Annotated in this window: 22 protein-coding genes, 5 pseudogenes and 1 riboswitch; of the genes and pseudogenes, 17 read left to right on the top strand and 10 right to left on the bottom strand. The window is 63.1% G+C overall.

The features are described 5' to 3' along the window. The first annotated feature begins 32 nt into the window (after nucleotides 1–32). Nucleotides 33–494, top strand: a complete 462-nt coding sequence (locus ACFSQT_RS02835) for an RT0821/Lpp0805 family surface protein (RefSeq protein WP_379016922.1) — start codon at nucleotides 33–35, stop codon at nucleotides 492–494. 59 nt (nucleotides 495–553) lie between these two features. On the opposite strand, the pseudogene ACFSQT_RS02830 reads toward ACFSQT_RS02835, so the two are convergent. Next, nucleotides 554–1,979, bottom strand: a pseudogene (locus ACFSQT_RS02830) (M20 family metallopeptidase). A 272-nt stretch (nucleotides 1,980–2,251) separates the two neighbouring features. On the opposite strand from ACFSQT_RS02830, the gene ACFSQT_RS02825 reads away from it, so the two are divergent. The 3 genes from ACFSQT_RS02825 to ACFSQT_RS02815 all read left to right on the top strand — a co-directional run bounded on the left by ACFSQT_RS02825 (nucleotide 2,252) and on the right by ACFSQT_RS02815 (nucleotide 4,741). Next, on the top strand, nucleotides 2,252–3,181 hold the full coding sequence (locus ACFSQT_RS02825; RefSeq protein ID WP_379016921.1) for a DnaJ C-terminal domain-containing protein: 930 nt from the start codon (nucleotides 2,252–2,254) through the stop codon (nucleotides 3,179–3,181). Nucleotides 3,182–3,289: 108 nt separating this feature from the next. Then, entirely contained in the window at nucleotides 3,290–4,108 is an 819-nt protein-coding gene (gene fabI / locus ACFSQT_RS02820; protein WP_352600354.1) for an enoyl-ACP reductase FabI, read from the top strand. 45 nt (nucleotides 4,109–4,153) lie between these two features. Further along, nucleotides 4,154–4,741, top strand: a complete 588-nt coding sequence (locus tag ACFSQT_RS02815) for a histidine phosphatase family protein (protein ID WP_379016919.1) — start codon at nucleotides 4,154–4,156, stop codon at nucleotides 4,739–4,741. A gap of 74 nt (nucleotides 4,742–4,815) precedes the next feature. Here the strand turns inward: ACFSQT_RS02815 and ACFSQT_RS02810 are convergent, their stop codons facing one another. Together ACFSQT_RS02810 and ACFSQT_RS02805 are read right to left on the bottom strand one after the other, a co-directional pair. After that, entirely contained in the window at nucleotides 4,816–5,535 is a 720-nt protein-coding gene (locus tag ACFSQT_RS02810; protein WP_379016918.1) for a carbonic anhydrase, read from the bottom strand. A gap of 170 nt (nucleotides 5,536–5,705) precedes the next feature. Beyond that, a complete protein-coding gene (locus ACFSQT_RS02805; RefSeq protein ID WP_379016917.1) occupies nucleotides 5,706–5,960 on the bottom strand; it encodes a DUF1344 domain-containing protein in 255 nt (84 codons plus the stop codon). A 282-nt stretch (nucleotides 5,961–6,242) separates the two neighbouring features. On the opposite strand from ACFSQT_RS02805, the gene aroC reads away from it, so the two are divergent. Both aroC and ribB read left to right on the top strand, forming a co-directional pair. Further along, nucleotides 6,243–7,358 (top strand): chorismate synthase, encoded by a 1,116-nt coding sequence (gene aroC / locus ACFSQT_RS02800; RefSeq protein WP_379016916.1) that lies wholly within the window; start codon nucleotides 6,243–6,245, stop codon nucleotides 7,356–7,358. Nucleotides 7,359–7,441: 83 nt separating this feature from the next. After that, nucleotides 7,442–8,542 carry a 3,4-dihydroxy-2-butanone-4-phosphate synthase gene (ribB, locus tag ACFSQT_RS02795; protein ID WP_379016915.1) on the top strand — a complete coding sequence of 367 codons (1,101 nt, stop codon included), beginning with the start codon at nucleotides 7,442–7,444 and terminating at the stop codon, nucleotides 8,540–8,542. An 80-nt stretch (nucleotides 8,543–8,622) separates the two neighbouring features. Here the strand turns inward: ribB and ACFSQT_RS02790 are convergent. Further along, nucleotides 8,623–9,815: pseudogene (locus ACFSQT_RS02790) on the bottom strand (MFS transporter); the annotation flags it as partial. Nucleotides 9,816–9,935: 120 nt separating this feature from the next. Here ACFSQT_RS02790 and ACFSQT_RS02785 point away from each other — a divergent pair. Continuing rightward, nucleotides 9,936–10,544, top strand: coding sequence for a TetR/AcrR family transcriptional regulator (locus ACFSQT_RS02785; RefSeq protein ID WP_379016914.1), 609 nt, complete (start codon nucleotides 9,936–9,938; stop codon nucleotides 10,542–10,544). Between the two features lie 930 nt (nucleotides 10,545–11,474). On the opposite strand, the gene bluB is transcribed toward ACFSQT_RS02785, so the two are convergent. Then, on the bottom strand, nucleotides 11,475–12,458 hold the full coding sequence (bluB, locus tag ACFSQT_RS02780) for a 5,6-dimethylbenzimidazole synthase (protein ID WP_379016912.1): 984 nt from the start codon (nucleotides 12,456–12,458) through the stop codon (nucleotides 11,475–11,477). Further along, a riboswitch (cobalamin riboswitch) is annotated at nucleotides 12,417–12,596 on the bottom strand. Its footprint overlaps the gene before it by 42 nt. Before the next feature lie 121 nt (nucleotides 12,597–12,717). On the opposite strand from bluB, the pseudogene ACFSQT_RS02775 reads away from it, so the two are divergent. The 6 genes and pseudogenes from ACFSQT_RS02775 (at nucleotide 12,718) to ACFSQT_RS02750 (ending at nucleotide 17,717) form a co-directional block, all read left to right on the top strand. Next, nucleotides 12,718–13,642, top strand: a pseudogene (locus tag ACFSQT_RS02775) (histone deacetylase family protein). A gap of 3 nt (nucleotides 13,643–13,645) precedes the next feature. Then, nucleotides 13,646–13,897 carry an exodeoxyribonuclease VII small subunit gene (locus ACFSQT_RS02770; protein WP_013532792.1) on the top strand — a complete coding sequence of 84 codons (252 nt, stop codon included), beginning with the start codon at nucleotides 13,646–13,648 and terminating at the stop codon, nucleotides 13,895–13,897. Between the two features lie 111 nt (nucleotides 13,898–14,008). Continuing rightward, nucleotides 14,009–14,275 (top strand): DUF2277 domain-containing protein, encoded by a 267-nt coding sequence (locus tag ACFSQT_RS02765; RefSeq protein ID WP_379016910.1) that lies wholly within the window; start codon nucleotides 14,009–14,011, stop codon nucleotides 14,273–14,275. Between the two features lie 40 nt (nucleotides 14,276–14,315). Continuing rightward, nucleotides 14,316–15,236: a pirin family protein gene (locus tag ACFSQT_RS02760; RefSeq protein ID WP_379016908.1), complete on the top strand. Its 921-nt coding sequence runs from the start codon at nucleotides 14,316–14,318 to the stop codon at nucleotides 15,234–15,236. A 126-nt stretch (nucleotides 15,237–15,362) separates the two neighbouring features. Continuing rightward, nucleotides 15,363–17,276, top strand: coding sequence for a 1-deoxy-D-xylulose-5-phosphate synthase (gene dxs, locus ACFSQT_RS02755; protein WP_379016906.1), 1,914 nt, complete (start codon nucleotides 15,363–15,365; stop codon nucleotides 17,274–17,276). 147 nt (nucleotides 17,277–17,423) lie between these two features. After that, the gene (locus tag ACFSQT_RS02750) at nucleotides 17,424–17,717 is read left to right on the top strand and encodes a hypothetical protein (RefSeq protein WP_379016904.1); all 294 of its coding nucleotides are present in this window, start codon (nucleotides 17,424–17,426) and stop codon (nucleotides 17,715–17,717) included. Nucleotides 17,718–17,792: 75 nt separating this feature from the next. Here ACFSQT_RS02750 and ACFSQT_RS02745 read toward each other — a convergent pair whose 3' ends face one another. After that, nucleotides 17,793–18,194, bottom strand: coding sequence for a GFA family protein (locus ACFSQT_RS02745; RefSeq protein ID WP_379016903.1), 402 nt, complete (start codon nucleotides 18,192–18,194; stop codon nucleotides 17,793–17,795). A gap of 167 nt (nucleotides 18,195–18,361) precedes the next feature. Between ACFSQT_RS02745 and ACFSQT_RS02740 the strand changes: the two are divergent. Beyond that, nucleotides 18,362–19,127: pseudogene (locus ACFSQT_RS02740) on the top strand (TlyA family RNA methyltransferase). Further along, nucleotides 19,124–20,359: a class I SAM-dependent RNA methyltransferase gene (locus tag ACFSQT_RS02735; RefSeq protein ID WP_379016902.1), complete on the top strand. Its 1,236-nt coding sequence runs from the start codon at nucleotides 19,124–19,126 to the stop codon at nucleotides 20,357–20,359. The pseudogene ACFSQT_RS02740 and the gene ACFSQT_RS02735 overlap by 4 nt, the downstream one beginning before the upstream one ends. Before the next feature lie 12 nt (nucleotides 20,360–20,371). Here ACFSQT_RS02735 and ACFSQT_RS02730 read toward each other — a convergent pair whose 3' ends face one another. The 4 genes and pseudogenes from ACFSQT_RS02730 to ACFSQT_RS02715 form a co-directional block, all read right to left on the bottom strand. Next, nucleotides 20,372–20,563 carry a transglutaminase-like cysteine peptidase gene (locus ACFSQT_RS02730; protein ID WP_379016900.1) on the bottom strand — a complete coding sequence of 64 codons (192 nt, stop codon included), beginning with the start codon at nucleotides 20,561–20,563 and terminating at the stop codon, nucleotides 20,372–20,374. 34 nt (nucleotides 20,564–20,597) lie between these two features. Beyond that, entirely contained in the window at nucleotides 20,598–20,738 is a 141-nt protein-coding gene (locus tag ACFSQT_RS02725; protein ID WP_379016898.1) for a hypothetical protein, read from the bottom strand. 60 nt (nucleotides 20,739–20,798) lie between these two features. Further along, nucleotides 20,799–21,582, bottom strand: a pseudogene (locus ACFSQT_RS02720) (metallopeptidase TldD-related protein); the annotation flags it as partial. Between the two features lie 1,165 nt (nucleotides 21,583–22,747). After that, nucleotides 22,748–22,912 carry a hypothetical protein gene (locus ACFSQT_RS02715; protein WP_379016896.1) on the bottom strand — a complete coding sequence of 55 codons (165 nt, stop codon included), beginning with the start codon at nucleotides 22,910–22,912 and terminating at the stop codon, nucleotides 22,748–22,750. A 13-nt stretch (nucleotides 22,913–22,925) separates the two neighbouring features. Between ACFSQT_RS02715 and ACFSQT_RS02710 the strand changes: the two genes are divergently transcribed. Beyond that, nucleotides 22,926–23,159, top strand: a complete 234-nt coding sequence (locus ACFSQT_RS02710) for an FHIPEP family type III secretion protein (protein WP_379016895.1) — start codon at nucleotides 22,926–22,928, stop codon at nucleotides 23,157–23,159. After that, a complete protein-coding gene (locus ACFSQT_RS02705) occupies nucleotides 23,143–23,397 on the top strand; it encodes an FHIPEP family type III secretion protein (protein WP_379016938.1) in 255 nt (84 codons plus the stop codon). The genes ACFSQT_RS02710 and ACFSQT_RS02705 overlap by 17 nt, the downstream gene beginning before the upstream one ends. The last annotated feature ends 440 nt before the right edge of the window (nucleotides 23,398–23,837 follow it).

Here is a 23,837-nt window from a genome sequence, read left to right as displayed (position 1 = left end):
AAGATTCTTATGGAGCAAGGGGAGGTTGCCGATTGTCGCGTATCGCGCAAGCTTTTGACAGCAGGCAAAGCAGCCTAATTGCTTCAGCCAGCGCCAAAGCCGCGATCGTGATGATCGTCCTGCCGCTTGCCGCCTGCGGCGCGGGTGGCTTCAGCCTGCAAAAAGCAGAAGTTGATCGGTCGATTCTGACCAGCAGCACCTCCGCCCCATCCGCGCCGGCCAGTTCGGATCGCGACTCCGACCAGACGACGATCGGCAATGCGGTGTCCTCGGCCGACATCGAGCAACTCGGCGGTCAGGCCGTGCCGTGGGCGAATGCCGGTACCGGGTCACGCGGCTCTATCACCGGGCTGGCCGAATTGAAGGACAAGGGCCAGACATGCCGCCGTTTCATGGCCTCGCGCGAAAGCTTTGATGGCGTTGCCATGTTCGAAGGCGAACTCTGCCTGGCCAGTGCCGGTAGCTGGCACATGCAGGACTTCAAGGCGCTTTAAGTGTTCCAGACCACATGTTTGGCCCACATCGATAGGCGATTATGCGCCAAGAGCCGACCTCAAGTGGCATCGACATCAATGTCTGCTTTCCGAAGGCCTGAGCGAGTCATTGGCTGTCCATTCGGCTCGCCCAAATCCCAGTAAAGTCCTGCCATCAGCCCCAAGCCTTCTCGGACAATGGCAACCGGCAGATGCTCATTGGGCGCGTGCTGCGAACACCCCGGATAAGAATGCGGAACCCAAATGGTCGCCATTTCAAGAATTTCGGAAAAGACGTCGTTCGGGAGTGACCCACCGAGGCTTGGCAGAATAGCGGTTTCTTTCCCGTCGTACGGGCAATCGAATCTACCACCCAACTGACCCATGGGTGCTTCGGATCGAGCCGCGTCGCGTGAAAAACTTCGTCGCGTGCTTTCGCAATCTGCACGGTCGAAAATCCGTTGCGGTCCAGATGACGGCGCAAGGCAGGGAGGATTTTCTGCACGTCCACGCCGATGACGAAGCGAAGCTGGCAACGCGCCCAGGCTCGGGATGGGATGGCGCCAACAGGCGTCCTTGGGTTCCCCGCCTCGAGAGCCAGAACCGAAAATGAGCACCACGCAAAAACCTTCTCCGCAGAGGTCAGGCCAGGCTCGCCCCAATCGAGATCGATCTTGGGCTCCTCCGTGCCGTTCTCCACCTCACAGTCCGCAAGCACGCGTCGCACATCGTCGGGAATGCTTGTCGGAAGCCACTCCGGAATCCGAATTTTTCCAGTCGGTTCGGTGATGCTCGCAATGGCATGGGCAAGTTGAATGGCGGGATCCGAGAGGAGACCGCCCCAGTTTCCCGAATGATGGCTGCCCTTCCGCGCGTCGATCCAGATGTCGAAGGAGATAGAGCCGCGTGAGCCCAAAAAACGGTCGGCCTTTCGGCGGAGAGGCGGGGACCATCCGAGGCGATCAGCACGTCCGATCGGAATAATTCCTTGTGGGTCTTGGCCAGTTCCCGCAGGCCAGGCGAGACCCGTTCTTCCCCCATTTCGATCAGATACTTGGCATTGAAGCCGAGCCTTCCGCGCGTCTCGATCACGGCTCGAAGAGCGCCGACGTTGATCGAATGCTGGCCCTTGTTGTCGGCGACGCCGCGTCCGTACCATTTGTTGTCACGTTCGGTCAGACGCCACGGGGAAAGTCCCTCGTCCCACTCGTCATCCAACCCGCGAATTGCGTCGCCGTGGCCATAGCCAAGTACCGTCGGACGTGTCGCGTCCTCTGTGCGTTCGGCGAAAAAGAATGGCCAGCCGTCCTGGCTAAGCGTTCGGCAGGCAAAGCCAAGCAGTTCGAATGTCGGCTTTATCTCAGCCTCGATATATTCAACCAGCACATGTTCGCGATCAGGGTTCTGGCTTTCTGTTGGCATGCCAATCCGACGGGCCAAATCCTCCCGAAAAGCGCCTGAATCGAAGTAGGCCTCCGATCGCGCTATCGCAGCCTCGCGCGTCATGCCTTCAGCCTAACATCGGTGGTCTTAGACGGCCAGTATCCATTCCGCCATGCCGTTGACGGTATTTGGCTGGGAATGAACGCTTGGCGCGCCCGATGGCCGACATTCGCCAGGTTTCGGAAGCGAACAATTGGAGCGCGCAAGAGATTAAGGCGATAGTAGAAGCTCGCTTCAATTTCGCCGTCTATGTGGCTATGCGCCACTGGAATTTCTTCCTATGCGAGCGCATATAGAGGCAACTGTAGATTCACCCCTTCTTGCAGGCAGGACGCATGCGCGACCCCTATGAGGTGCTGGGCGTTGCCAAGAACGCATCGGCCAAGGACATAAAATCGGCGTACCGGAAACTTGCCAAGAAGCATCATCCGGACCAGAATCCGAATGATCCCAAGGCGAAGGACCGTTTTGCCGCGGCCAACCAGGCCTACGAGATCGTCGGCGACGAGAAGAATCGCGCCGCGTTCGATCGCGGCGAGATCGACGCCGACGGCAAGCCGCGTTTCCAGGGTTTTGAGGGCGCTGCCGGTGGCGGTGATCCCTTCGCCGGGTTTCGCCGGCAGCAAGGGCCTGGCGGTTCGCGATTCGAATTCCGCTCGGGCCGTCCGGGCGGCGATCCGTTCGACGGCAACAGCGATATCTTCAGCCAGATTTTCGGCGACGCCTTTTCGGGCGCGCGCGGCCCCGGCACGGGCGACCGCCGCCAGCAGGCCACCGCCGCCGATCTGAACGTGACCCTCGACGTCACCATCGAGGAAGCGGCGACCGCCGAAAAGGTGACGGCGATGTTTCCAGACGGCCGCAAGGTGGCGGTCAAGCTGCCGGCCTATGTCGAGGACGGCCAGACCATCCGGCTGAAGGGGCAAGGCGAGCAAGGGCCGGGCCAGCCGGGCGATGCGCTGGTCAAGATTCATCTGCGCCGGCATCCGCGCTACCGCATCGAGGGCCGCGACCTGCATGCCGATCTGCCGGTGACGCTGGCGGATGCGGTGCTCGGCGCCAAGGTTCCCGTCGAGACGCCGACCGGCAAGCTGGCGGTCAACGTTCCCGCCTGGTCGAGCTCGGACAAGGTCCTGCGGTTGAAGGGCAGGGGTCTGCCGGAGAAAGCCGGCGGCCATGGCGATCTCTATGCCCATGTGCGGATCATGCTGCCGGAAGGCGGCGATAGCGCGCTCGAAGCGCTGTTGCGCGGTCAAAAAGGCTGATTGGCGGCTTTTGTCCCCCGAACTGTCCGGTTTTGAACGCTTGAAGGGGCAGTGTGCCTGTGCGATAGGGCACTCCACAAAGCTGAAAATCTTGCGGAGAGCGCTGACATGGCGGGTGGACAGGGCCTTATGGCCGGCAAGCGCGGCCTTATTCTTGGCGTCGCCAACAACAGATCGATCGCCTATGGCATCGCCAAGGCCTGCGTCGACCATGGCGCCGAGATCGCGCTCACCTATCAGGGCGAGGCGTTCAAGAAGCGTGTCGAGCCGCTGGCGGCGGAACTCGGCGCCTTTGTCGCCGGCCATTGCGACGTCACCGATCCGGCGAGCCTGGACGAGGTTTTCGCCAATGTCGCCAGGCATTGGGGCAAGCTTGATTTCCTCGTCCACGCCATCGCCTTTTCCGACAAGGACGAGCTGACCGGCCGTTACGTCGAGACGACGCGCGACAATTTCCTGCGCACCATGGACATTTCGGTCTATTCCTTCACCACCATTGCCAAGCGTGCCGAGGCGCTGATGACCAATGGTGGCTCGCTGCTGACGCTGACCTATTATGGCGCCGAAAAGGTGATGCCGCACTACAACGTCATGGGTGTCGCCAAGGCGGCGCTCGAGGCCAGCGTGCGTTATCTGGCCGTCGACCTCGGCGCCAAGAAGATTCGCGTCAACGCCATCTCGGCCGGCCCGATCAAGACGCTTGCCGCATCCGGTATCGGCGATTTCCGCTACATCCTGAAATGGAACGAATACAATTCGCCGCTGAAGCAGACGGTGACGCAGGAGGAAGTCGGCGATTCCGGCGTCTATTTCCTGTCCGATCTGTCGCGCGGCGTCACCGGTGAGGTGCATCATGTCGATTCAGGCTACCACGTCGTCGGCATGAAGGCGGTCGACGCCCCGGACATTTCGACGGTCAAGGACTGACACCCACGAACCGTCGTCCGTCCAGACCTCGTACCGGAAGACCTGATGTACCCGCTGGTTTATATCGTGCGCCACGGCCAGACCGCGTGGAACGCCGAATCCCGGCTTCAGGGGCAGGCCGACACCGACCTCAATGCGCTTGGCCGCGAGCAGGCGACCGGAAACGGTCATCGGCTGGCCGAGTTGGTGCAAAATCCCGCGGATTTCGATTTCGTCGCCAGCCCAATGAAGCGGACGCGCGAAACGATGCAGCGCATCCGCACCGCGATGAAGCTCGATCCGGATGGCTATCGAACCGATCCTCGCCTGGTGGAAGTCAATTTCGGCGATTGGCAGGGTTTTACCTATGCCGAGCTCAAGACGCAGTATCCAGGGGCGCGCCGGACACGCGCGCTGGACAAATGGAACTTCCAGCCGCCCGGCGAGGGCGCGGAGAGTTACCAGATGCTGCTCGAACGGGTGAAACCCTGGTTCGAGGCGATCCAGCGCCAGACGATCTGCGTAACGCATGGCGGGGTCATGCGGGCCCTGTTTCGCTTCGTGGAGGGGATGGCGGAGAACGAGGCAGCAAACCTGGAAATACCGCAGGATCGCGTGCTCAGGCTGCAGGGTGAACGCCTGGAGTGGCTGTAGCTGGAAAGGTTATTCATCCGAGATTGGTTTAGAAGGTTCCCAATTCTCGACCCCATCCGTCCCGGAAGAACGTCTCATTCGATGTAGGTCACCACACCCGTTTCAAGATCGTAGATTGCCGCGACGATCTTCAGCTTCCCGGCCCCGGTGAGATCGGCCAGGAGCTTGCTTGAAACGGCCAGGCGCCTCAAAGTCCTGCGCGCGCTCTCCTTGGCGGCGTTGTCTACGAAATCGCCCGCCTCGCTCCGCACCGCGATCGCCGCAGGCAGGATCGGTTCGATCATCGGGCCGATCGCGCCCGGATAGGTCGCGTTCTTGGTGACCACGTCACAAGCCGCCTTGACGGCACCGCAGCTCGTGTGCGCGAGGACGACGATCAACGGCGAGCCGAGCACCGCCGCGCCGTATTCGACCGTGCCGAGCGTCGCCGTGTCGACGAGATTGCCAGCGTTCCGCGCGACGAACAGTTCTCCAACGCCTTGGCCGCCGAAGATCAACTCAGGCGGAACGCGACTGTCGGCGCAACTGATGACCGTGGCCCATGGCGCCTGATGCCCGGCGACAGCCTTCCGCTGCGCGGCAAGGTCGATCGAGCACAGTTCCGGGTGGCTGACATAGAGTTCGTTGCCGGATTTCAGCGCGGCGAGCGCTGCATCGGGGGACAATGCCGGCGCAGCACTCTCTGCCGCACGCGCCGACCACGAAGCGCCGCCAAGCCCGATCGCAAGGAGCCCCGCGCCGACCTTGAGGAAACCCCTCCGGTCGACCCCTTCGCGCTCGCAGTCGCTGCACATTGTTCGGCTCCGCCCCGGATCTCCGATATTGTTCGAGATCCACCCGAGCCGACATTGCTACCAACGGAAGGCATTGGCAAGGGCCAGCCCTCGCCCGGCGCGTCCAAGCTGTTTAGAAGGTGGCCGATTCCGGCCTTGTCGGACTCTGGCTGTGCGGAGCTGGAAAGCTCTTATTCGGTGTCCGGCAATTCCATGTCGGTGACGATGTTCTCGCCATTGGTCTCATCGTAGGCGAGGACGACATCCATGCCCGGCTTCAGCGCGTCGAGATCTGTCTCGGCATTCAGCTTGTAGGACTTGCCGTCATCCAGCGTCAGCGTCGCCGTGTCCTTGTCGATCTTCTTGATCAGGCCTTCGGTCTGGCCGGCGAAAGCGGCGGTGGAAAGCAGCAGCGTGGCGGCGACGGCGCCAATCAGGGTACGCATAATCGTTCCTCTTTTGTCATTGCACCGGCATGGCGGCGGCAGGCGATGGCTGACTGATGGAAGAGAGCAGAAACCAACCGAATGTGTCAAAACTAAATCCGCCAGATCACAGTTTGACCCCTGTGAAAAACGCCAATAGAAGGCAGACTGCAGCGCCGCGCGTCAACTTGGAGCGCAAGAGACGCTGTGGCACTTTTTGATTTGCGCATGATCCTTTCCGAAAATCGCTTCGATTTTCGGGTCATGCGCTAAGCCGGCTCCGACGCCGGGCAGGGTCATTTTATGTCTCACAACACGTTCGGCCACCTTTTCCGCGTCACCACCTGGGGCGAAAGCCACGGCGCCGCACTCGGCTGCGTGGTCGACGGCTGTCCGCCCGGCATCCGCTTTACCCTCCGGGACATCCAGGCCGATCTCGACAAGCGCCGGCCGGGCCAGTCACGCTTCGTCACCCAGCGCCGCGAACCCGACGAGGTGAAGGTGCTGTCGGGCTTCGTGCTCGATGAGGACGGCGAGACGATGATCACCACCGGCACGCCGGTGTCGATGATGATCGAAAATGTCGACCAGCGCTCGAAGGACTATGGCGAAATCGCCCGCCAGTACCGGCCGGGCCATGCCGATTACACCTACGACGTCAAATACGGCATACGCGACTATCGCGGCGGTGGCCGCTCCTCGGCCCGCGAGACGGCGGCAAGAGTCGCGGCCGGAGCGTTGGCACGCAAGGTGGTGCCGGGCATGGTGGTGCGCGGCGCCCTGGTCTCGATGGGCGAAAAGTCCATCGACCGCGCCAACTGGAACTGGAATTTTGTTGGCGACGCGGAAAATCCGTTCTTCACGCCCGATCCGGCTTCCGTTCCCGTCTTCACGCAGTATCTCGACGGCATCCGCAAGGCGGGATCGTCGATCGGCGCGGTGATCGAGATCGTCGCCGACGGCGTTCCGGCAGGCCTCGGCGCGCCGATCTACGCCAAGCTCGACCAGGACATTGCCTCCGGCCTGATGTCGATCAATGCCGTCAAGGGCGTCGAGATCGGCAATGGTTTTGAGGCTGCCCGCATCACCGGCGAACAGAATGCCGACGAGATGCGCATGGGCAATGACGGCAGGCCGGTGTTCCTGTCCAACAATGCCGGCGGCATCCTCGGCGGCATCTCGACCGGCCAGGCGATCGTCGCCCGTTTCGCCGTCAAGCCGACCTCGTCGATCCTGACGCCGCGCAAGTCGATCGACAAGGACGGCCACGACGTCGAGATCATGACCAAGGGCCGTCACGATCCATGCGTCGGCATCCGCGCCGTGCCGATCGGCGAGGCGATGGTTGCCTGCGCCATTGCCGATCACTATCTGCGTCATCGGGGACAGACAGGGCAGGGAATAGGCAGTAGGCATTAGGGCTTACAGATACCGCCATTTTTTGCTTTTCCCTACTCCCTTACTGTCCTATTCCCTACTCCCTGCGAGCGAAGCGAGCTTTTATGCCTTACGACCAGAAGAAAATCGTCGAAGCCCTGCGCGCTTTCGAACGCGGCGAGATCGTCGTCGTCATGGACGATGACGGGCGCGAGAACGAGGGCGACCTGATCGTCGCCGCCGTCCATTGCACGCCGGAGAAGATGGCGTTCATCATCCGTCACACCTCCGGCATCGTCTGCACGCCGATGCCGCGCGAGGAGGCCAAGCGGCTCAACCTGTCGCCGATGGTCGCCGACAATGATTCCGCCCACACCACCGCTTTCACCGTCAGCGTCGATTTCAAGCACGGCACGACGACAGGCATTTCGGCCGAGGACCGCACGCTGACCGTGCGCAATCTCGCCAACGGCAATGTCGGCGGCTCGGATTTCGTCCGTCCCGGCCACATCTTTCCGCTGATCGCGCGCGAGGGCGGCGTGCTGATGCGTTCGGGCCATACCGAAGCCGCGGTTGACCTGTGCAAGCTCGCCGGCCTGGCGCCGGTCGGCGTCATTTCGGAACTGGTCAATGACGACGGCACCGTCAAGCGCGGCCCGCAGGTTTCGGCCTTTGCCGAGGAGCATGGTCTCAAACAGGTTTCGGTCGCCGACCTCATCGCCTACCGGCAACGCAAGGAAACGCTGGTCGAGCGCGTGGCTTGCTCCGAAATCGACACGCTTGGCGGCAAGGCGCAGGTCTTCACCTACACGCTGCCGTGGGACTCCATGCATCACGTCGCCATTGTCTTCGGCGACATCCGCGACGGCGAGGAGGTGCCGGTGCGCCTGCATTCCGAGGATGTGGTGACCGACGTGTTCGGCACCAGCCACCGGCTCGACGCCATCATGAAGGCAATGGGCGAGCGCAGGCGTGGTGTCATCGTCTATCTGCGCGAAGGCTCCGTCGGCGTTGCCCACCAGGAACGCAAGCGGCCGGCTTCGACCGACCGCGAGGATCACGAAGAGGCGCGCCGCCGCGAAAACGAATGGCGCGAAATCGGCCTCGGCGCGCAGATCCTGAAAGATCTCGGCATTTCCTCGATCAACCTGATCGCTTCACGCGAGCGCCACTATGTCGGTCTCGAGGGTTTTGGCATCCACATCGCCAAGACCGAGATTCTCTGACGAGGTAAGTGCCGCGAAGCGCCTGGCCCGTTCGAACCAGGCGCTTCGGGGTTCATTCCGCGCGGAACGGCGGCCGCTTCGCACCCGTCCAGGTCGCACTCAGGCGTGGCAAGGCTGCGCTGGCCAAGCAGGACCGTGGCCAGTGCGATTGTGCCTGAAGCCACCGACACCCAGAACCCGTTCTGCGCGCCGAACGCGTCGACCACCGAGCCGGCCGCGAACGAGCCCAGCGCCATGCCGATGCCGATCCCGGTAGTCACCCAGGTGATGCCCTCGGTCAGCATCGCTTCCGGCACATGCCGCTCGATCAGGCCGAATGCCGTGATGAAGGTCGGCGAGATCGCCACGCCGCTGAGGAAGACGGTCAAGGCCAGCAGAGGCACCGTGCCGGCGGAGAGCGGCAGCAATGTGCTGAGCGCGATGATGGCGATCGCGATAGCCAGCTGGCGTTGCAGCGGTGCTTTCAGATTGAGCGCGCCGACGATGATGCCGAGCACGAACGATCCCAGCGCGTAGACGCCGATGACGAGGCTCGCGGCGCCGGGTTGGCCAAGCTCCTTGGTGATCGCCACGGTGCTCACTTCCGTCGTCGCGAAGGTCGCGCCGATGAAGATCAGGGCGAAGGTGATGATCTGCACCGGCCGCAGGCGAATTGCCGAGCCGCGCGAACCATGTTCCACCGGTCGCACTGCGGCTCGGTCGAACGCTGCAGGATGAACGCCGTCGAGCCGAAGGCGAGGAACACTGTGCTTGCCAGCATTCCCGCTTCCGGGAACAGGGCGGCACTCAGGCCGACCGACAGCGATGCGCCGGCAATGTAGACCAGCTCGTCCGCCGCCGACTCGAAGGCGAATGCGGTATCATCTCCGGCCGCCCGCGAAAAATCTCGGTCCAGCGTGCGCGCACCATTGCCGGGATGCTGGGCATCGCCGCGGCCAGCAGCGCCGACACGAACAGCGTCCATACCGCCAGTCCTGATTGGCCGCCGCAATCAGGACCGCGAAAGCGAGCACGGAGATGATGGTGGTCGGCACCACGATCCGTGTCTGGCCAAGGCGGTCGACCAGCCTCGATATTTGCGGTGCCACGAAAGCATTGCCCAGCGCGAATGTCGCGGAGACCGCGCCGGCCAGCCAGTATTCGCCACGCGTCTGCGACAGCATTGCCACGATACCGATCGGCGCCATCGCGATCGGCAGGCGGGCCATGAAGCCCGCAGCTGCAAAGCCCTTGGCGCCGGGGCGCGAAAGATTTCCGAATAGGGATTTTGCATGTCCGGTTCCTCGACAAAGGCAGGTTCGACAATTACATACGAAGCGTATGATTGTTAAATAGATCATACGTCGCGTATGTCAATTGGCATACGAGGCGTATGTTAATAAGGCCAGAAGCCATGCACAAACCTCGCAAGGAGATGATTGCCGAGACGCGCGGCAAGCTGATCGCGGCGGCCCGCCATGCCTTCGGCACGATCGGCTATGCCGAAGCCTCGATGGATGATTTCACCGCGTCGGCCGGGCTGACGCGCGGCGCGCTCTATCATCATTTCGGCGACAAGAAGGGACTGCTGCAGGCGGTCATCGCCGAAATCGACGGCGAGATGGCTGCTCGGGTGACCGAGGTCGCGTCGAGAGCGCCGACCCGCTGGCAGTATTTCGTCGACGAATGCACGACCTATATCGAGATGGCGTTGGAGCCGGAAATCCAGCGCATCATGTTCCGGGATGGCCCGGCCATGCTGGGCGATCCGGCACAATGGCCGAATGCCAATGCGTGCATCGCTTCAATGACCGGTCATCTGACGGCGCTGCAGGAGGAGGGAGTGGTCGTCTCCAGCCTCGACCCCGAGACGGCCTCGCGGCTGATCAACGGCGCGAGCAGTCAGGCGGCGCAACGGATCGCCAATTCGAATGACCCCGAAGCGACGTCGAGGAAGGTGGTGACGGCGTTCAAGCAGCTGCTTGAGGGTCTGCTCAAAAAGCCGGATCCGCAGCCGAACTGAAGTCCCCACCGGCGACCTGGAGCCACTGCCCGCGATTGACAATAGCCGGTTTGAGCGCATCCTTTCCCGCCATCTCTTAGGGGGAGATTCGGGGCATGTGGGATTCGATATCGGCAGGTCGGTGTCCATCATGATGCGGACCTGGCCTTTCATTGTCTTTCGCATGATCGTCTATTTCGGCATCACGCTGGCCTATATCGTGGCGACCGGGACGGGCGCCTCGGTTGGCTACGGCGTCGGTCATATCTCCACCGATCCCGACGGGCCGCTGTCCCTTTGCCTTGTGGGGCGGCGTGGTCGCTTCGGCGTCGTCTCGATCGCCGTCTACTGGATCCGCGAATACATCCTTTACGTCGTCAAGGCCGGCCATATCGCCGTCATGGTCCATCTGATCGACGGCCGCGACATTCCCGACGGCCAGAACCAGATTGCCTACGCCAGGGACATCGTGACCCAGCGTTTTGCCGAGGCCAACATCCTTTTCGTCGTCGACCAACTGGTCAAGGGCGCCATCCGCGCCATTACCGGCCTGATCGGCGGCATCGCCGCCTTCCTGCCGATACCGGGCCTGAGCGGCCTGGTCAGCTTCATCAACACGGTGATCCGCCTGTCGCTGACCTATGTCGACGAGATCATCCTCGGCTACAACATCCGCATCAATTCAGCCTCGCCGTTCGAGACGGCCCGGCAAGGCGTCGTGCTCTATGCCCAGAACGGCAAGACCATGGTCAAGAATGCCGTCTGGCTGGCGGTCATCATGTGGGGCGTGTCCTTCGTCATCTTCCTGTTGATGCTGGCTCCGGCCGGCGCCATTCTTTTCCTCATGCCCGGCCAGCTCGCCGGCTGGGCCTTCGTGCTCGCCATCGTCTTCGCCTGGGCCTTCAAGGCAGCCTTCATCGAACCCTTCGCCATCGCCTGCCTGATGCAGGTCTATTTCGGGACCATCGAGGGCCAGGTGCCCGATCCCGCCTGGGACGCCCGGCTGGCCGAGGCGTCGTCGAAGTTCAGGGAACTCAAGGACAAGGCGCTGGCCTCCTTCGGCGGCTCGCGCTGGGGCACGGCCGGCGCGACAGGCTGACCAGCCGCGGTCGCCGGTGCGGCATCGGCGCCGTTGAGGCGCGCCACGGTCGATTTGAGCGGCGCTTCGCCTTGCCCGGAAAAGGTCTCGCTCATGATCAGCTCCGGCAGCGGCAAGCGGCGTCCCCAGCCGTGTGCTTCGAGATCCGGTTTCGGCGCGAACTCTGAGACGCGGCCGACGCAGAGATAGGCGACCGGCGTCACATGCTCGGGAATTGACAGCAGGCTTTTCAACGCCTGCGCCTCGATGATGCTGACCCAGCCGACACCGACGCCTTCGGCGCGCGCCGCCAGCCAGAAATTCTGCACCGCGCAGACCGTGCTGTAGAGGTCCATCTCCGGATTGTGCCAACGTCCCAGCGGCGAACCCTTCGAGCGCTGGCGGTCGCAAGTGATGCAGATGTTGAGCGCGCTTTCGCAGATGCCTTCAAGCTTGAGTTTGCGGTAGAGCGCCTGCCGCTCCTCTCCGATGGCCGGCAATTCCTGCTCGCGCGCCGCCAGGAACAGGTCGCGCACTTTTTCCCGTCGTCCGGCGTCGCGAATGACAATGAAGTTCCATGGCTGCATGAAGCCGACCGATGGTGCGTGATGAGCCGCAAGCAGCAGCCGCGCCAGCACGTCGTCGTCAAGCGCGGTGGGCAGGAAATGGCTGCGGACATCGCGGCGCGTGAACACGGCGCGATAGACCGCATCGCGCGCACTCTGGTCAAACCCGTCGCCAATAGAGGCGGTCATGTGTTCGGGCATCGCGTGTCCCCTTGCGATTGCAATCCATTTCATCCGCCTGACCATGCGGATGACGATGCCTGCCAGGCCGGTCTTCTGGCTCGGGATCAACCCGCGTCCGGTGCCTTCCCGTCATCGACAGTGGCATTTACCGGCGCGGTCCCCCTCACAGCGTTGGGCACGCCACGGAATTCAACCGTGTTCCCGATTCTCCCGCTTGCGCGGGGCACCAGGCAGTGGCGGCGACCTTACGCCGAAGTGCTGAGGACGCCAATGCCCGCAGCGACACCAAAGGACGCAGGCGTGATTTTCCCCAGTCATTGCGTCGGCGCGCATGGCCATTGCGCCCATAGATGCCTAGATTAGGACAATGGTCACTCGTCTCTACACCCATCCGATCTTCCTCGAACACATCACGCCGCCGCCATCCCGAGCGGCCCGACCGCTTGCGCGCCATTGAACGCGTGCTTGACGACGAGGCTTTTGCCGCGCTCGATCGGGTCGAGGCGCCGGAGGGCGACGACGCCACCATCCTCTACGCGCATCCCGCCGATTTCGTCGCCCGCGTCCGCGCCGCCATTCCCGACACCGGTATCGCCCGCATCGACGCCGACACCACCGCCAGCCCGAAGAGCTGGCAGGCGGCGATAACCGCGATCGGCGCCGCCAACGCCGCCGTGGATGACGTTTTCACAGGCCGCGCCGACAATGTCTTCGTCGCCGCGCGGCCGCCCGGCCATCATGCCGAAAAGACCACGGCGATGGGCTTCTGCCTCTTCAACACGGCGGCGATCGCGGCGCGCTATGCGCAGAACAAACATGGCGTCGAGCGCGTTGCCGTCGTCGACTGGGACGTGCATCACGGCAACGGCACGCAAGATATTTTCTGGGACGATCCGTCGGTGCTCTATTGCTCGACGCACCAGATGCCGCTCTACCCCGGCACCGGGGCAAAGAACGAGACCGGTGCCGGCAACATCGTCAACGCACCTTTGGCGCCACAGACCGGCAGCGAGGTTTTTCGCGATGCTTTCCTGTCGCGTGTGCTGCCGGCGCTCGACAATTTCGCCCCCGACCTGATCATCATTTCGGCCGGTTTCGATGCGCATCACCGCGATCCGCTGGCCGAGATCAACCTGACCGAGGATGATTTCGACTGGGCGACCGGCCAGCTGATGCAGCGCGCCACGCGCCACAGCGGCAACCGGCTCGTCAGCCTGCTCGAGGGTGGCTACGATCTGCAGGGACTGGCATTTTCGGTCGCCGCCCATGTCGGGCGACTGATGAAAGGATGAATGATGGCTGGTGAGACCAACGAAGACGTCAAGGCGATGAGCTTCGAACAGGCACTCGACGCGCTGGAGAAGATCGTCGATGATCTGGAGCGCGGTGACGTGCCGCTCGACCAGTCGATCAGGATCTATGAGCGCGGCGAGGCGCTGAAAGCACACTGCGACCGGCTGCTGAAGGCCGCCGAGGACAAGGTCGAGAAGATCAGGCTGTCGCGCGATGGCAAGCCGGTTGGAACAGAGCCGCTCGACGCGGACTGAGGCGCGATCCGCACGATGGTCTCGACTCACCGGCTTTTGGACATGATCATGGTCGAGGATAGCAGCCGTCCCGATTGAAACGGCTTCAGGACAAGAGAAGGTTCGGAAACGATGTGCAGAAACATCAAGACCCTGTTCAATTTTGATCCGCCGGCAACCAATGACGAGGTGCGCGACGCCGCACTTCAGTTTGTCCGCAAATTGAGCGGAACGACGCGGCCTTCAAGGCAGAACCAGCACGCCTTCGATCATGCGGTCGAAGCCATCGCGGCATCGGCGCGTGAGCTTCTCGATTCCCTCGAAACCCATCAGCATCCTCGCAATCGCGAAGAGGTGGCGGCCAAACTGCGGGCGAAGGCGGCGATCCGCTTTGCCTGATGCGGCCGAAGCGGTCCTCGACCGCTGACAAGGAGAGTCCATGAGCTTCTTTCCCGGGAAAGACCCTGAAGTCGGCGACGCCTTTGCCAGCGACCAGATCGAGCTGATGGTCATCCCGAACGCCAAGGACATTGGCGGTTTCCAGGTGCGCCGCGCTCTGCCGACCGCCAAAAGGCGGCTGGTCGGGCCTTTCATCTTCTTCGACCGCATGGGCCCGGCGATCCTGCGCGCGGGCCAGGCGCTCGATGTGCGTCCGCATCCGCATATCGGTCTGTCGACGGTCACCTATCTGTTCGACGGCAAGATCCGGCATCGCGATTCGCTCGGCACCGAAATGGTCATCCAGCCCGGTGACGTGAACCTGATGACCGCCGGTCGCGGCATCGTCCACTCCGAGCGCACGCCGGAGGAACTGCGCGGCGCGCCGATGTCGGTCTCCGGCCTGCAGACATGGCTGGCATTGCCGGACGGCAAGGAAGAAGTGGCTCCGGTGTTCGAGAACACGGCTGCTCTGCGGCTCCCCGAGATCGACGCCGAAGGCGTCAGCGGCCGCGTCGTCATCGGTGATTTCCAGGGACTGCGGTCGCCGGTGAGGGCCGACTCCGAGACGCTGTATGCCGATATGCGTCTGGCACCCGGTGCAAGTGTGAAAATCCCGGCCGATGCGGAAGAGCGCGCCATCTACACGCTCGAAGGCGAGGTCTCGATTTCAGGCGACGTTTTCCCTGCTGAACGCTTGTTGGTGTTCCGGCCCGGTGACGAGATCGTCGTATCGTCGGAAACCGGCGCGCATTTCATGCTGTTCGGCGGTGCCTCGCTCGGCTCCAAGCGCTACATCTGGTGGAATTTCGTCTCGTCCTCCAAGGAGCGCATCGAACAGGCCAAGGAAGAATGGAAGACGGGCCGCTTCGATATCGTTCCTGGCGATGAGGAAGAATTCATCCCGCTGCCGGAAAGCTGATGCAAGTCGCCCAAAAGTGGCCCGGTTTTGGGGCCTAAAGCCTGATCCGCGTCACTGACACGCATTTACTTTCGCCGGCCGCCGGCCTATCCCGCCCATGAACAGAAAGCCTGAGCAGGCCTACCCGTGAATTCAACGCCGCATACGCCGCTTCTCGACAAGGTCCGCATCCCGGCCGACCTGCGCACGCTTGCCGAGAGCGAATTGCCGCAACTGGCATCCGAGCTTCGTGCCGAGCTGATCGACGCCGTGTCACACACCGGCGGCCATCTTGGCGCCGGCCTTGGCGTGGTCGAGCTGACGGTGGCGCTGCACTATGTCTTCAACACCCCGGATGACCGGCTGATCTGGGATGTCGGCCACCAGGCCTATCCGCACAAGATCCTGACCGGCCGCCGCGACCGCATCCGCACATTGCGCCAGGAGGGCGGCCTGTCCGGCTTCACCCGTCGCGCCGAGAGCGAGTACGATCCCTTCGGCGCCGCCCACTCCTCGACATCGATATCGGCGGGCCTCGGTATGGCCGCTGCTCGCGACCTCTCCGGCGGCCGCAACAATGTCATCGCCGTGATCGGCGACGGCGCCATGTCGGCCGGCATGGCCTACGAGGCGATGAACAATGCCGGCGCGCTCGATGCCCGGCTGATCGTCATCCTCAACGACAACGACATGTCGATCGCGCCGCCGACCGGTGCGATGAGCGCCTATCTGGCGCGACTGGCCTCGGGCAAGACCTATGTCGGCCTGCGCGACTTCGGCAAGAAACTGACCTCCTATCTCGGCAAGCGCGCCGACCGTGCGATCACCCGGGCGGTCGAGCATGCGCGCGGCTACGTCACCGGCGGCACGCTGTTCGAGGAGCTCGGCTTCTATCATATCGGCCCGATCGACGGTCACAATCTGGAGCATTTGATCCCGGTCCTGAAAAATGTCCGCGACAATGGCGAAGGCCCGGTTCTGATCCATGTCGTCACCCAGAAGGGCAAGGGCTATGCGCCGGCGGAAGCCGCCGCCGACAAATATCATGGCGTCAACAAGTTCGACGTCATCACCGGCGCGCAGGCCAAGGCGCCGGCCAATGCGCCGGCCTACACCAAGGTGTTCGCCGAAAGCTTGGTCCAGGAAGGCCGTGAGGACGACCGCATCGTCGCCGTCACCGCCGCCATGCCTAGCGGCACCGGCCTTGACCTGTTCGGCGAAGCGTTTCCGTCGCGGACCTTCGATGTCGGCATCGCAGAACAGCACGCGGTGACCTTCGCCGCCGGCCTCGCCACCGAAGGTTACAAGCCGTTCGCCGCGATTTATTCGACCTTCCTGCAGCGCGCCTACGACCAGGTCGTCCACGACGTCGCGATCCAGAAATTGCCGGTGCGTTTTCCGATCGACCGCGCCGGCTTCGTCGGCGCCGATGGCGCCACCCATTGCGGCGCCTTCGACACCACTTTCCTGGCGACCTTGCCTGGGTTCGTCGTCATGGCCGCGGCTGACGAGGCGGAGCTGCGCCACATGGTGCGCACCGCGGCAAGCTATGATGACGGCCCGATCGCCTTCCGCTATCCGCGTGGCAATGGCGTTGGTGTCGACATGCCGGAGCGCGGCGCGGTCCTCGAAATCGGCAAGGGCCGCATCGTCAGGGAAGGCACCAAGGTAGCACTGCTGTCCTTCGGCACGCGGCTGCAGGATTGCCTGATCGCCGCCGAGGAGCTTGGCGCGGCCGGGCTTTCCACCACGGTTGCCGATGCCCGTTTCGCCAAGCCGCTCGACGAGGATCTTATCCGCCGGCTGGCCCGCTCGCACGAGGTCCTGGTGACGGTAGAGGAGGGCGCCGTCGGCGGCTTCGCCAGCCACGTGCTGCAGTTCCTCGCCCATGAGGGCTTGCTGGAAAGCGGCCTGAAGGTGCGCCCGCTGGTGCTGCCCGACGCGTTCACCGACCACGCCAAGCCGGAAAAGATGTATGCCGATGCCGGGCTGGATGCCGCCGGCATCGTGCGCACGGTATTTGTCGCCCTCGGCCATACAGCCCGCGCCCAGCGCGCCTGAATCAAAGTCTCAGGGGCTTCAATCAGTTTGCCGGCTTGACGTCTTAACGCATTGTTAACGCTGCCGTTTGGCGCTTTGCTTACCGTGTCTCTTGGCCGTTTTTCAACGGCGCCCTGCTAGATCGGTGATCAGGCAGGGAGACAAACAATGAGAACGCTTCTGTGCGGCGTGGCGCTTTCAGCGGTCATCGTCGCGCCGGCCGTCGCCGAAACGCGCTATGATCGCAGCCTTGAAAAGGCGGCCATGGGCATCATCGCCGGCAAGATGGGCGATATCCGCGGCGGCTTTTCCTACAAGCAGGTGCCGCAACTGGTCGTCCTGCCGGATCCTGTTCCGGCGCCTGCGGTTGCGACCGAGCATCCACGTGAGCAAGCTTCGGGAGATCGCGATGACGGTTTGGCTCCAGCCGTCGATCGCCAGGTTTCGCGTACCATTTTCTAGTGCATGTCGCCCAAAAGTGCGCAGTGGTTTTGGGACAACGACATGCACAAGACAGAGACTTAAAGCGCGTCGCGATTAAAACCACATGTCGCGCACACAGCGGCCGTCGCGCGGCAAGTCGTCGTAGGTGTCCAGGCCATCGAAATGGTCGATCGGCAAGTCGGCGACGGCATCCGGCGGTGCAAGCCTTACATTGACGGCGATTCGTGTGCGGCCAGAGGCATCGGAGCTCAAGCCGCGCCAGGCGAGCAGGCAAGCGCATGTAGGACAGAACAGAATCTCGAGCGAGGGCGTATCTTTTCCAGCGCGGGTATAGCGCTTCACTGGTCCCGCAACGCGGATGCGTTCGTCGACATAGTCATAAGCCCAGAGCACGCCATAGCGACGGCAAAGCGTGCAGCTGCAGGCGGTGATCGGCCCGGGATCGCCCTCCAGGGTCCAGTGGGCTGCACCACAGTGGCAGGTTCCTGTTAGCATCCGGCCCTCGCATTCGGATAAACGGCGCCCCTCCTCAACATTGTGCCGGGTTGATGCGATACCCGCAAGCGGTGCGGCGGCTTGGTGTGTTCGCTCGCTTTTCGACGATGTTCCTGGTCCCGCCCCAATATCCTTGCCTTCGCGACGCGCTTTCGCCATGAAGGCCGATGAACTCGCCTCTGCCTGCCAACACACGCCAGCGGCTCGACGACCTGCTCGTCCAGCGCGGACTGTTTGCGAGCCGCTCGCGTGCCCGCGACGCGGTCGAACGTGGCACGGTGAAGGTTGACGGCGTCCTTGCCCGCAAACCCGGCCAGAACGTTTCGCCGCAGTGCCTGATTGCCATCGATGATCCGGCGCAAGGTTATGTGTCGCGCGCGGCGCTCAAGCTGATTGGCGGGCTCGACCATTTCGGCCTCGATCCCGCCGGCCGTGAAGCACTCGACATCGGCGCCTCGACCGGCGGCTTCACCCAGGTCCTGCTCGAGCGCGGCGCGGCCCATGTTACCGCCATCGATGTCGGGCATGGCCAGATGCATCCTGATGTCGGCCGAGACCCGCGTGTGACTGTCATCGAGGGCCCTGAACGCTCGCGATCTCACGGTCGCCGATCTTGGCGGCCGGATCCCGGATTTCATCGTTTCCGACGTCAGCTTCATTTCGCTGAAACTGGCGCTGCCGCCGGCGCTTGCCATTGCGAAGGCTGGCGCCGGCGCCATGTTTCTGGTCAAGCCGCAATTCGAGGCGGGCCGCGAAGCGATCGGCAAGGGCGGCCTGTTGAAGGATCCCTACGATGCCGCCCGTGTCGCCGGCGTGCTGCAGGATTGGCTGGACACCGTTCCAGGCTGGCGCTCGCTCGGACTTCATCTGTCGCCGATCGAAGGCGGCGACGGCAACCGTGAATTCCTGCTCGGTGGGATCAAGGATCGATGAGCGCGCGCTTCAGCATCAGGAAACTTGGCGCCCAGGGCGACGGCATCGCCGAGACCGAGAACGGCGACCTGTTCATCCCTTTCACATTGCCCGGCGAGGTCGTCACCGCCGCGCGCGAAAGGGATCGCGCCGCACTGATGGCGGTGCTGGAAGCTTCGCCGCTGCGCATCGATCCGGCCTGCCGCCATTTCACCGAATGCGGCGGTTGTGCGCTCCAGCATTTCGAAGCCGAAGCCTATCGCCAATGGAAACGCGAAAAGGTGGTGCACGCCTTGAAGGGCATCGATTGCGACATCGGCGAACTGGTCGCCTGCGCACCGCACACGCGCCGCCGTGTCGTGCTCGCCGCCCGGCGCACCGATACAGGCATGCTGCTTGGGTTCAATCGTCATCTGTCGCCGGAAATCATCTCGATATCGGAATGCCCGATCTCGCTGCCCGAGATCGTCAGCGCGTTCGATCGGCTGAAGGGGCTCGCCGAACTGGTTTGCGCCACCACCAAATCGTTCCGGCTGACGGTCACCGTGACCGGTTCGGGCCTTGATGTCGCGGTTCACGAATCCGGCAAGCTCGGCGAACACCAGCGCCGCATCGCCGCCAATTTCGTCATTGCGCAAGGTTTCGCCAGACTGTCCATCGATGACGAGATCATCATCGAGCCAAGGAAGCCTGTGGTCATGTTCGGCGGCGTCGCTGTCGCCGTGCCGCCGGGCGCTTTTCTACAGGCGACCGAGGCCGCCGAACAGGCGATGGCCGATATCGTCGGCGGGCATCTGAAGCGTGCCAAGAAGGTCGCCGATCTTTTCGCCGGCTGCGGCAGCTTTGCCTTGCGGCTGGCGGTGAAGTCGGAAGTCCATGCGGTCGAAGGCGACGCGGCCGCACTTTCGGCGCTCGACCGGGGCTCACGCTTCGCCACCGGCCTGAAGCGGGTGACGGGCGAACGCCGCGACCTGTTCCGCCGGCCGCTGACGTTCAAGGAATTGAATGGCTTCGACGGCCTGGTGTTCGACCCGCCACGCGCCGGCGCCGAGGACCAGTCGAAGCAGCTCGCGCGCTCGGATGTTCCGTGGGTGGCCGCCGTGTCCTGCAACCCGGTCACGCTAGCCCGCGATCTGCGCATTCTGCTCGACGGCGGCTACATCCTGAAAAGCGTGACGCCGATCGACCAGTTCCTGTGGTCGCCGCATGTCGAGGCGGTGGCGTTGCTGGAGAAGCCGAAACGGCGGCGGTAGCCGTAGCTCCTGCTAGCTTGGCGACAGTCGTTTCGACGTGCCGCCCCGTTGGTTGATCGACACCCATGTGTTTGGGTTCTGCTGGGACGGGCGTTTGAGGAAGTAATAGTCCGTCGCATTCCAAGGTCTGATCTCATTGACCAGATTGTCCAGGACAAGATCGCCCTTGTCGGTTTTCACCGTCAGGATGGTATGGCCTTTCATTGTCCAGGTCGCGCTTTCCTAATGTGGATTGTGTTCACTTCAAGGTGCCGACAGGCTTCAGCTGGAAAACGCCGGCTTTGGCCCAGGCCCGGTCGAGGTCACGGAACGTCGCGACGCCCGACGCCGCCGAAATGCCGGCGCTGGTGAGGATGACAAGGTTGGAACTGGTATGCATTACCTCGGCGGCGGCTGAAGGGACGCTTTCGCGACCACAACAACCGGCGCGGCCGATCAATCAAACCCTGGTGCCACCCACCGTCATCTGGTTCATGCGCAAATGCGGTTGGCCGACGCCGACCGGCACGCCCTGTCCGGCCTTGCCGCACATGCCGATGCCGGTGTCGAGCTTCATGTCGTTGCCGACCATTGAAACGCGGTGCATGGCGTCAGGTCCGTTGCCGATCAGCATCGCGCCCTTGATCGGTTGCGTCACCTTGCCGTTCTCGATCATGTAGGCCTCGGTGCAGCCGAACACGAATTTGCCCGAGGTGATATCGACCTGGCCGCCGCCGAAGGACACGGCATAGATGCCGTTCTTGACCGAGGCGATGATTTCCTCCGGCTCCATGTCGCCCGCCGTCATGAAGGTATTGGTCATGCGCGGCATCGGCTGGTGCGCATAGCCTTCGCGCCGGCCGTTGCCGGTGGCCTTCATGCCCATCAGCCGGGCGTTCTGGCGATCCTGCATGTAGCCGACCAGTTTGCCATCCTCGATCAGCACGTTGCGGGCGGAAGGCGTGCCTTCGTCATCGACGGTGAGCGAGCCGCGTCGCTCCGCATGGTGCCGTCGTCGACGACGGTTACCCCCTTGGCGGCGACCTGCTGGCCCAGCAGGCCGGCGAAGGCCGAGGTCTTCTTGCGGTTGAAATCGCCTTCCAGTCCATGGCCGACGGCTTCGTGCAGCATGACGCCCGGCAGCCGCTGGACAGCACGATATCGAAGGTGCCGGCAGGCGCCGGGATCGCCTCGAGATTGACCAGCGCTTGCCTGAGCGCCTCCTTGGCGGCGTGCTGCCAGCTCAAGCAGCATCTCGAGCACTCAGGCATAAGCACATTGACCGTTCAGCGATCATCGGGACGCCTCGTGGTCTCGGGGATGATCCGAATGACAAGAGTGGCGTCTGGACTGAAACGCATCCTGTTTCGACCAGGCGTTTCGGCGCGCACCACTTGCCCTCGTCTCCAACGTCATGACGGCAACGCGGAGCTGGCTCCGCGCCTGACGCTGCAGCATCTGGTACGGCGAGCGCCTTACGTCATCGCGGCCGTCGGTGCACGCTACCACGAAGTGCCTTCACGAATGACGGCTGGACGATAAAGCATATCGGCGAGACGGACTTGTCCTGACCAAGGCGGCGCCACGGTCGCGCTGAAATATCCGTGAGCCGCCGGCTTGAAGGGCCGCGGTTTCGACACGGCAAGGTCGACGGCCGCGAGGTCCGACAGGCCGAAGGCGTACGCGGTCAATCGATCAACCGGCGACGGATGAATGGCGCGACAAGGCCGCAAACCGTGCTCAGGGACGAAGTCCGCCACTGGTACGGAAAGCCAGACACCGCGGAATTCCAGCCCTCTGCGGGTGCGGCCGGGAATCGCTCGACGAGATCCTCAGCAATTCGTCATGCCCGGCATTCCCGAGCCAGCCATCCTGCGTCGCGTCCGTGCCAATTCTCCAGCATTCATAACGAACCTGTCCCTGACCTTGAGGGTGGCGAGCAACTCAAGACACTCGCCAGAACGCTGATGGAGGATGAGTATAGAGCGCCATGCGATCTGCTTGGTCGCATGCAGGAAGGGATCGAAATCTGACCGACCCGCATGACACGGTGCATCTGCTGCACGTCCTGGGCTATCTCTACGGGTGTCACGGGCAGGCAAAGCGGGGCGCGCGTACCTGCTTATCGCCACACAGCTCTCGCCGGACGCAGGCGTCCTCAGGACATTGGCTCATCTGCTCATACTCGATGGCGAGGCGGAAAAGGCCCTTGCCACGATTGCCAGGCTGGAGACGTTGGAAGGCATGGATCACCCGGCGCTTGCATTGCTGAAGACCGCGCCTTGCTCGTGGCCGGCGCAAGACCGAGGCGCGCAGTGCCTTGCTGAGCTTCCTGTCGCAACGAGGTGTTGAATGACCATTCGGAGCGACTCTCAATCCTGGCCAGGCTGTCACGCCGCAGCGATCTGGTCATTGCCTCCTGTTGCTCGTCGCCGTGGTGATGATGCTCATTCCATTGCGACATTCCTCGTCGACATGTCCATCACCGCGAATATCGCCATCAGCGTGCTGATCCTGCTGGCTTCGTTTTACGTTTCTCATCCCGCTCCAGTTCTCGTCGCTGCCGTCGGTCATCCTCATCGCCACCTTGTTCCGGCTGGCCATCACGATCACGACCACGCGACTGATCCTGCTCCAGGCCGACGCGGGCGACATCATTACCGCCTTTGGCACCTTGTCGTCGGCGGCAGTATTGCGGTGGGCCTGGTCATCTTCCTGGATCATCACCGTCGCTCAGTTCATCGTGGTTAGCGCGGGGTGCCGAACGCGTCGCCGAGGTCGCCGCGCGCTTCACGCTCGATGCGCTGCCGCAAGCAGATGAGTATCGATGCCGAGCTGCGCAACGCGACATCGATCATGCGGAGGCACGCCGTCTGCGCCAGCAGCTGGAGCGTGAAAGCCAGTTGTTCGGCGCGATGGACGGCGCCATGAAGTTCGTCAAGGGCGACGTCATCGCCGGAATCGTGATCATTCTGGTCAACCTTGTCGGTGGTTTCGCCGTCGGAACGCTGCAGCACGATATGTCCCTGGGGGACGCGGCTGCACCTACTCGCTGCTGACCGTGGGTGACGGGCTGGTGGCGCAGATACCGGCACTGCTCGTCGCGTGGCTGCCGGTGCGATGGTGACGCGCGTCGGCAGCGCCGACGGAACGGAGACCTTGACAGCAGATAACCAGTCAGCTGCTGCGGACGCCCGAGCGCTGGCGCTTGCTGCGTGATCATGGTCGGCCTTGCCATGGTGCCGGCTTCCACGCCATCGTGTTCCTCATCCTTGGCGCCTGCTTCGGAGCGGGCGCCTACGCATCATCGCCGCACGGCCCAGGAATCCGAACCCAAGGATCGGCAGATCGCGACGCCCGAACCAGGGAATTCCACCTCGCTTCAGCAATCCCACCGGACACACTGCCTCCTTCCTATCGCGTCGTCGTACGCTTCGGAATCGAGCTCGGACGCTCGATCCCGAGCCCGAATTCGCCGCGCTCGCCGACGACGTGCGCC

The sequence above is a fragment of the Mesorhizobium calcicola genome (assembly GCF_042682105.1).
GTDB classification, from domain to species: Bacteria; Pseudomonadota; Alphaproteobacteria; order Rhizobiales; family Rhizobiaceae; genus Mesorhizobium; species Mesorhizobium calcicola.
This window is presented reverse-complemented; position numbering and strand designations above follow the sequence as displayed.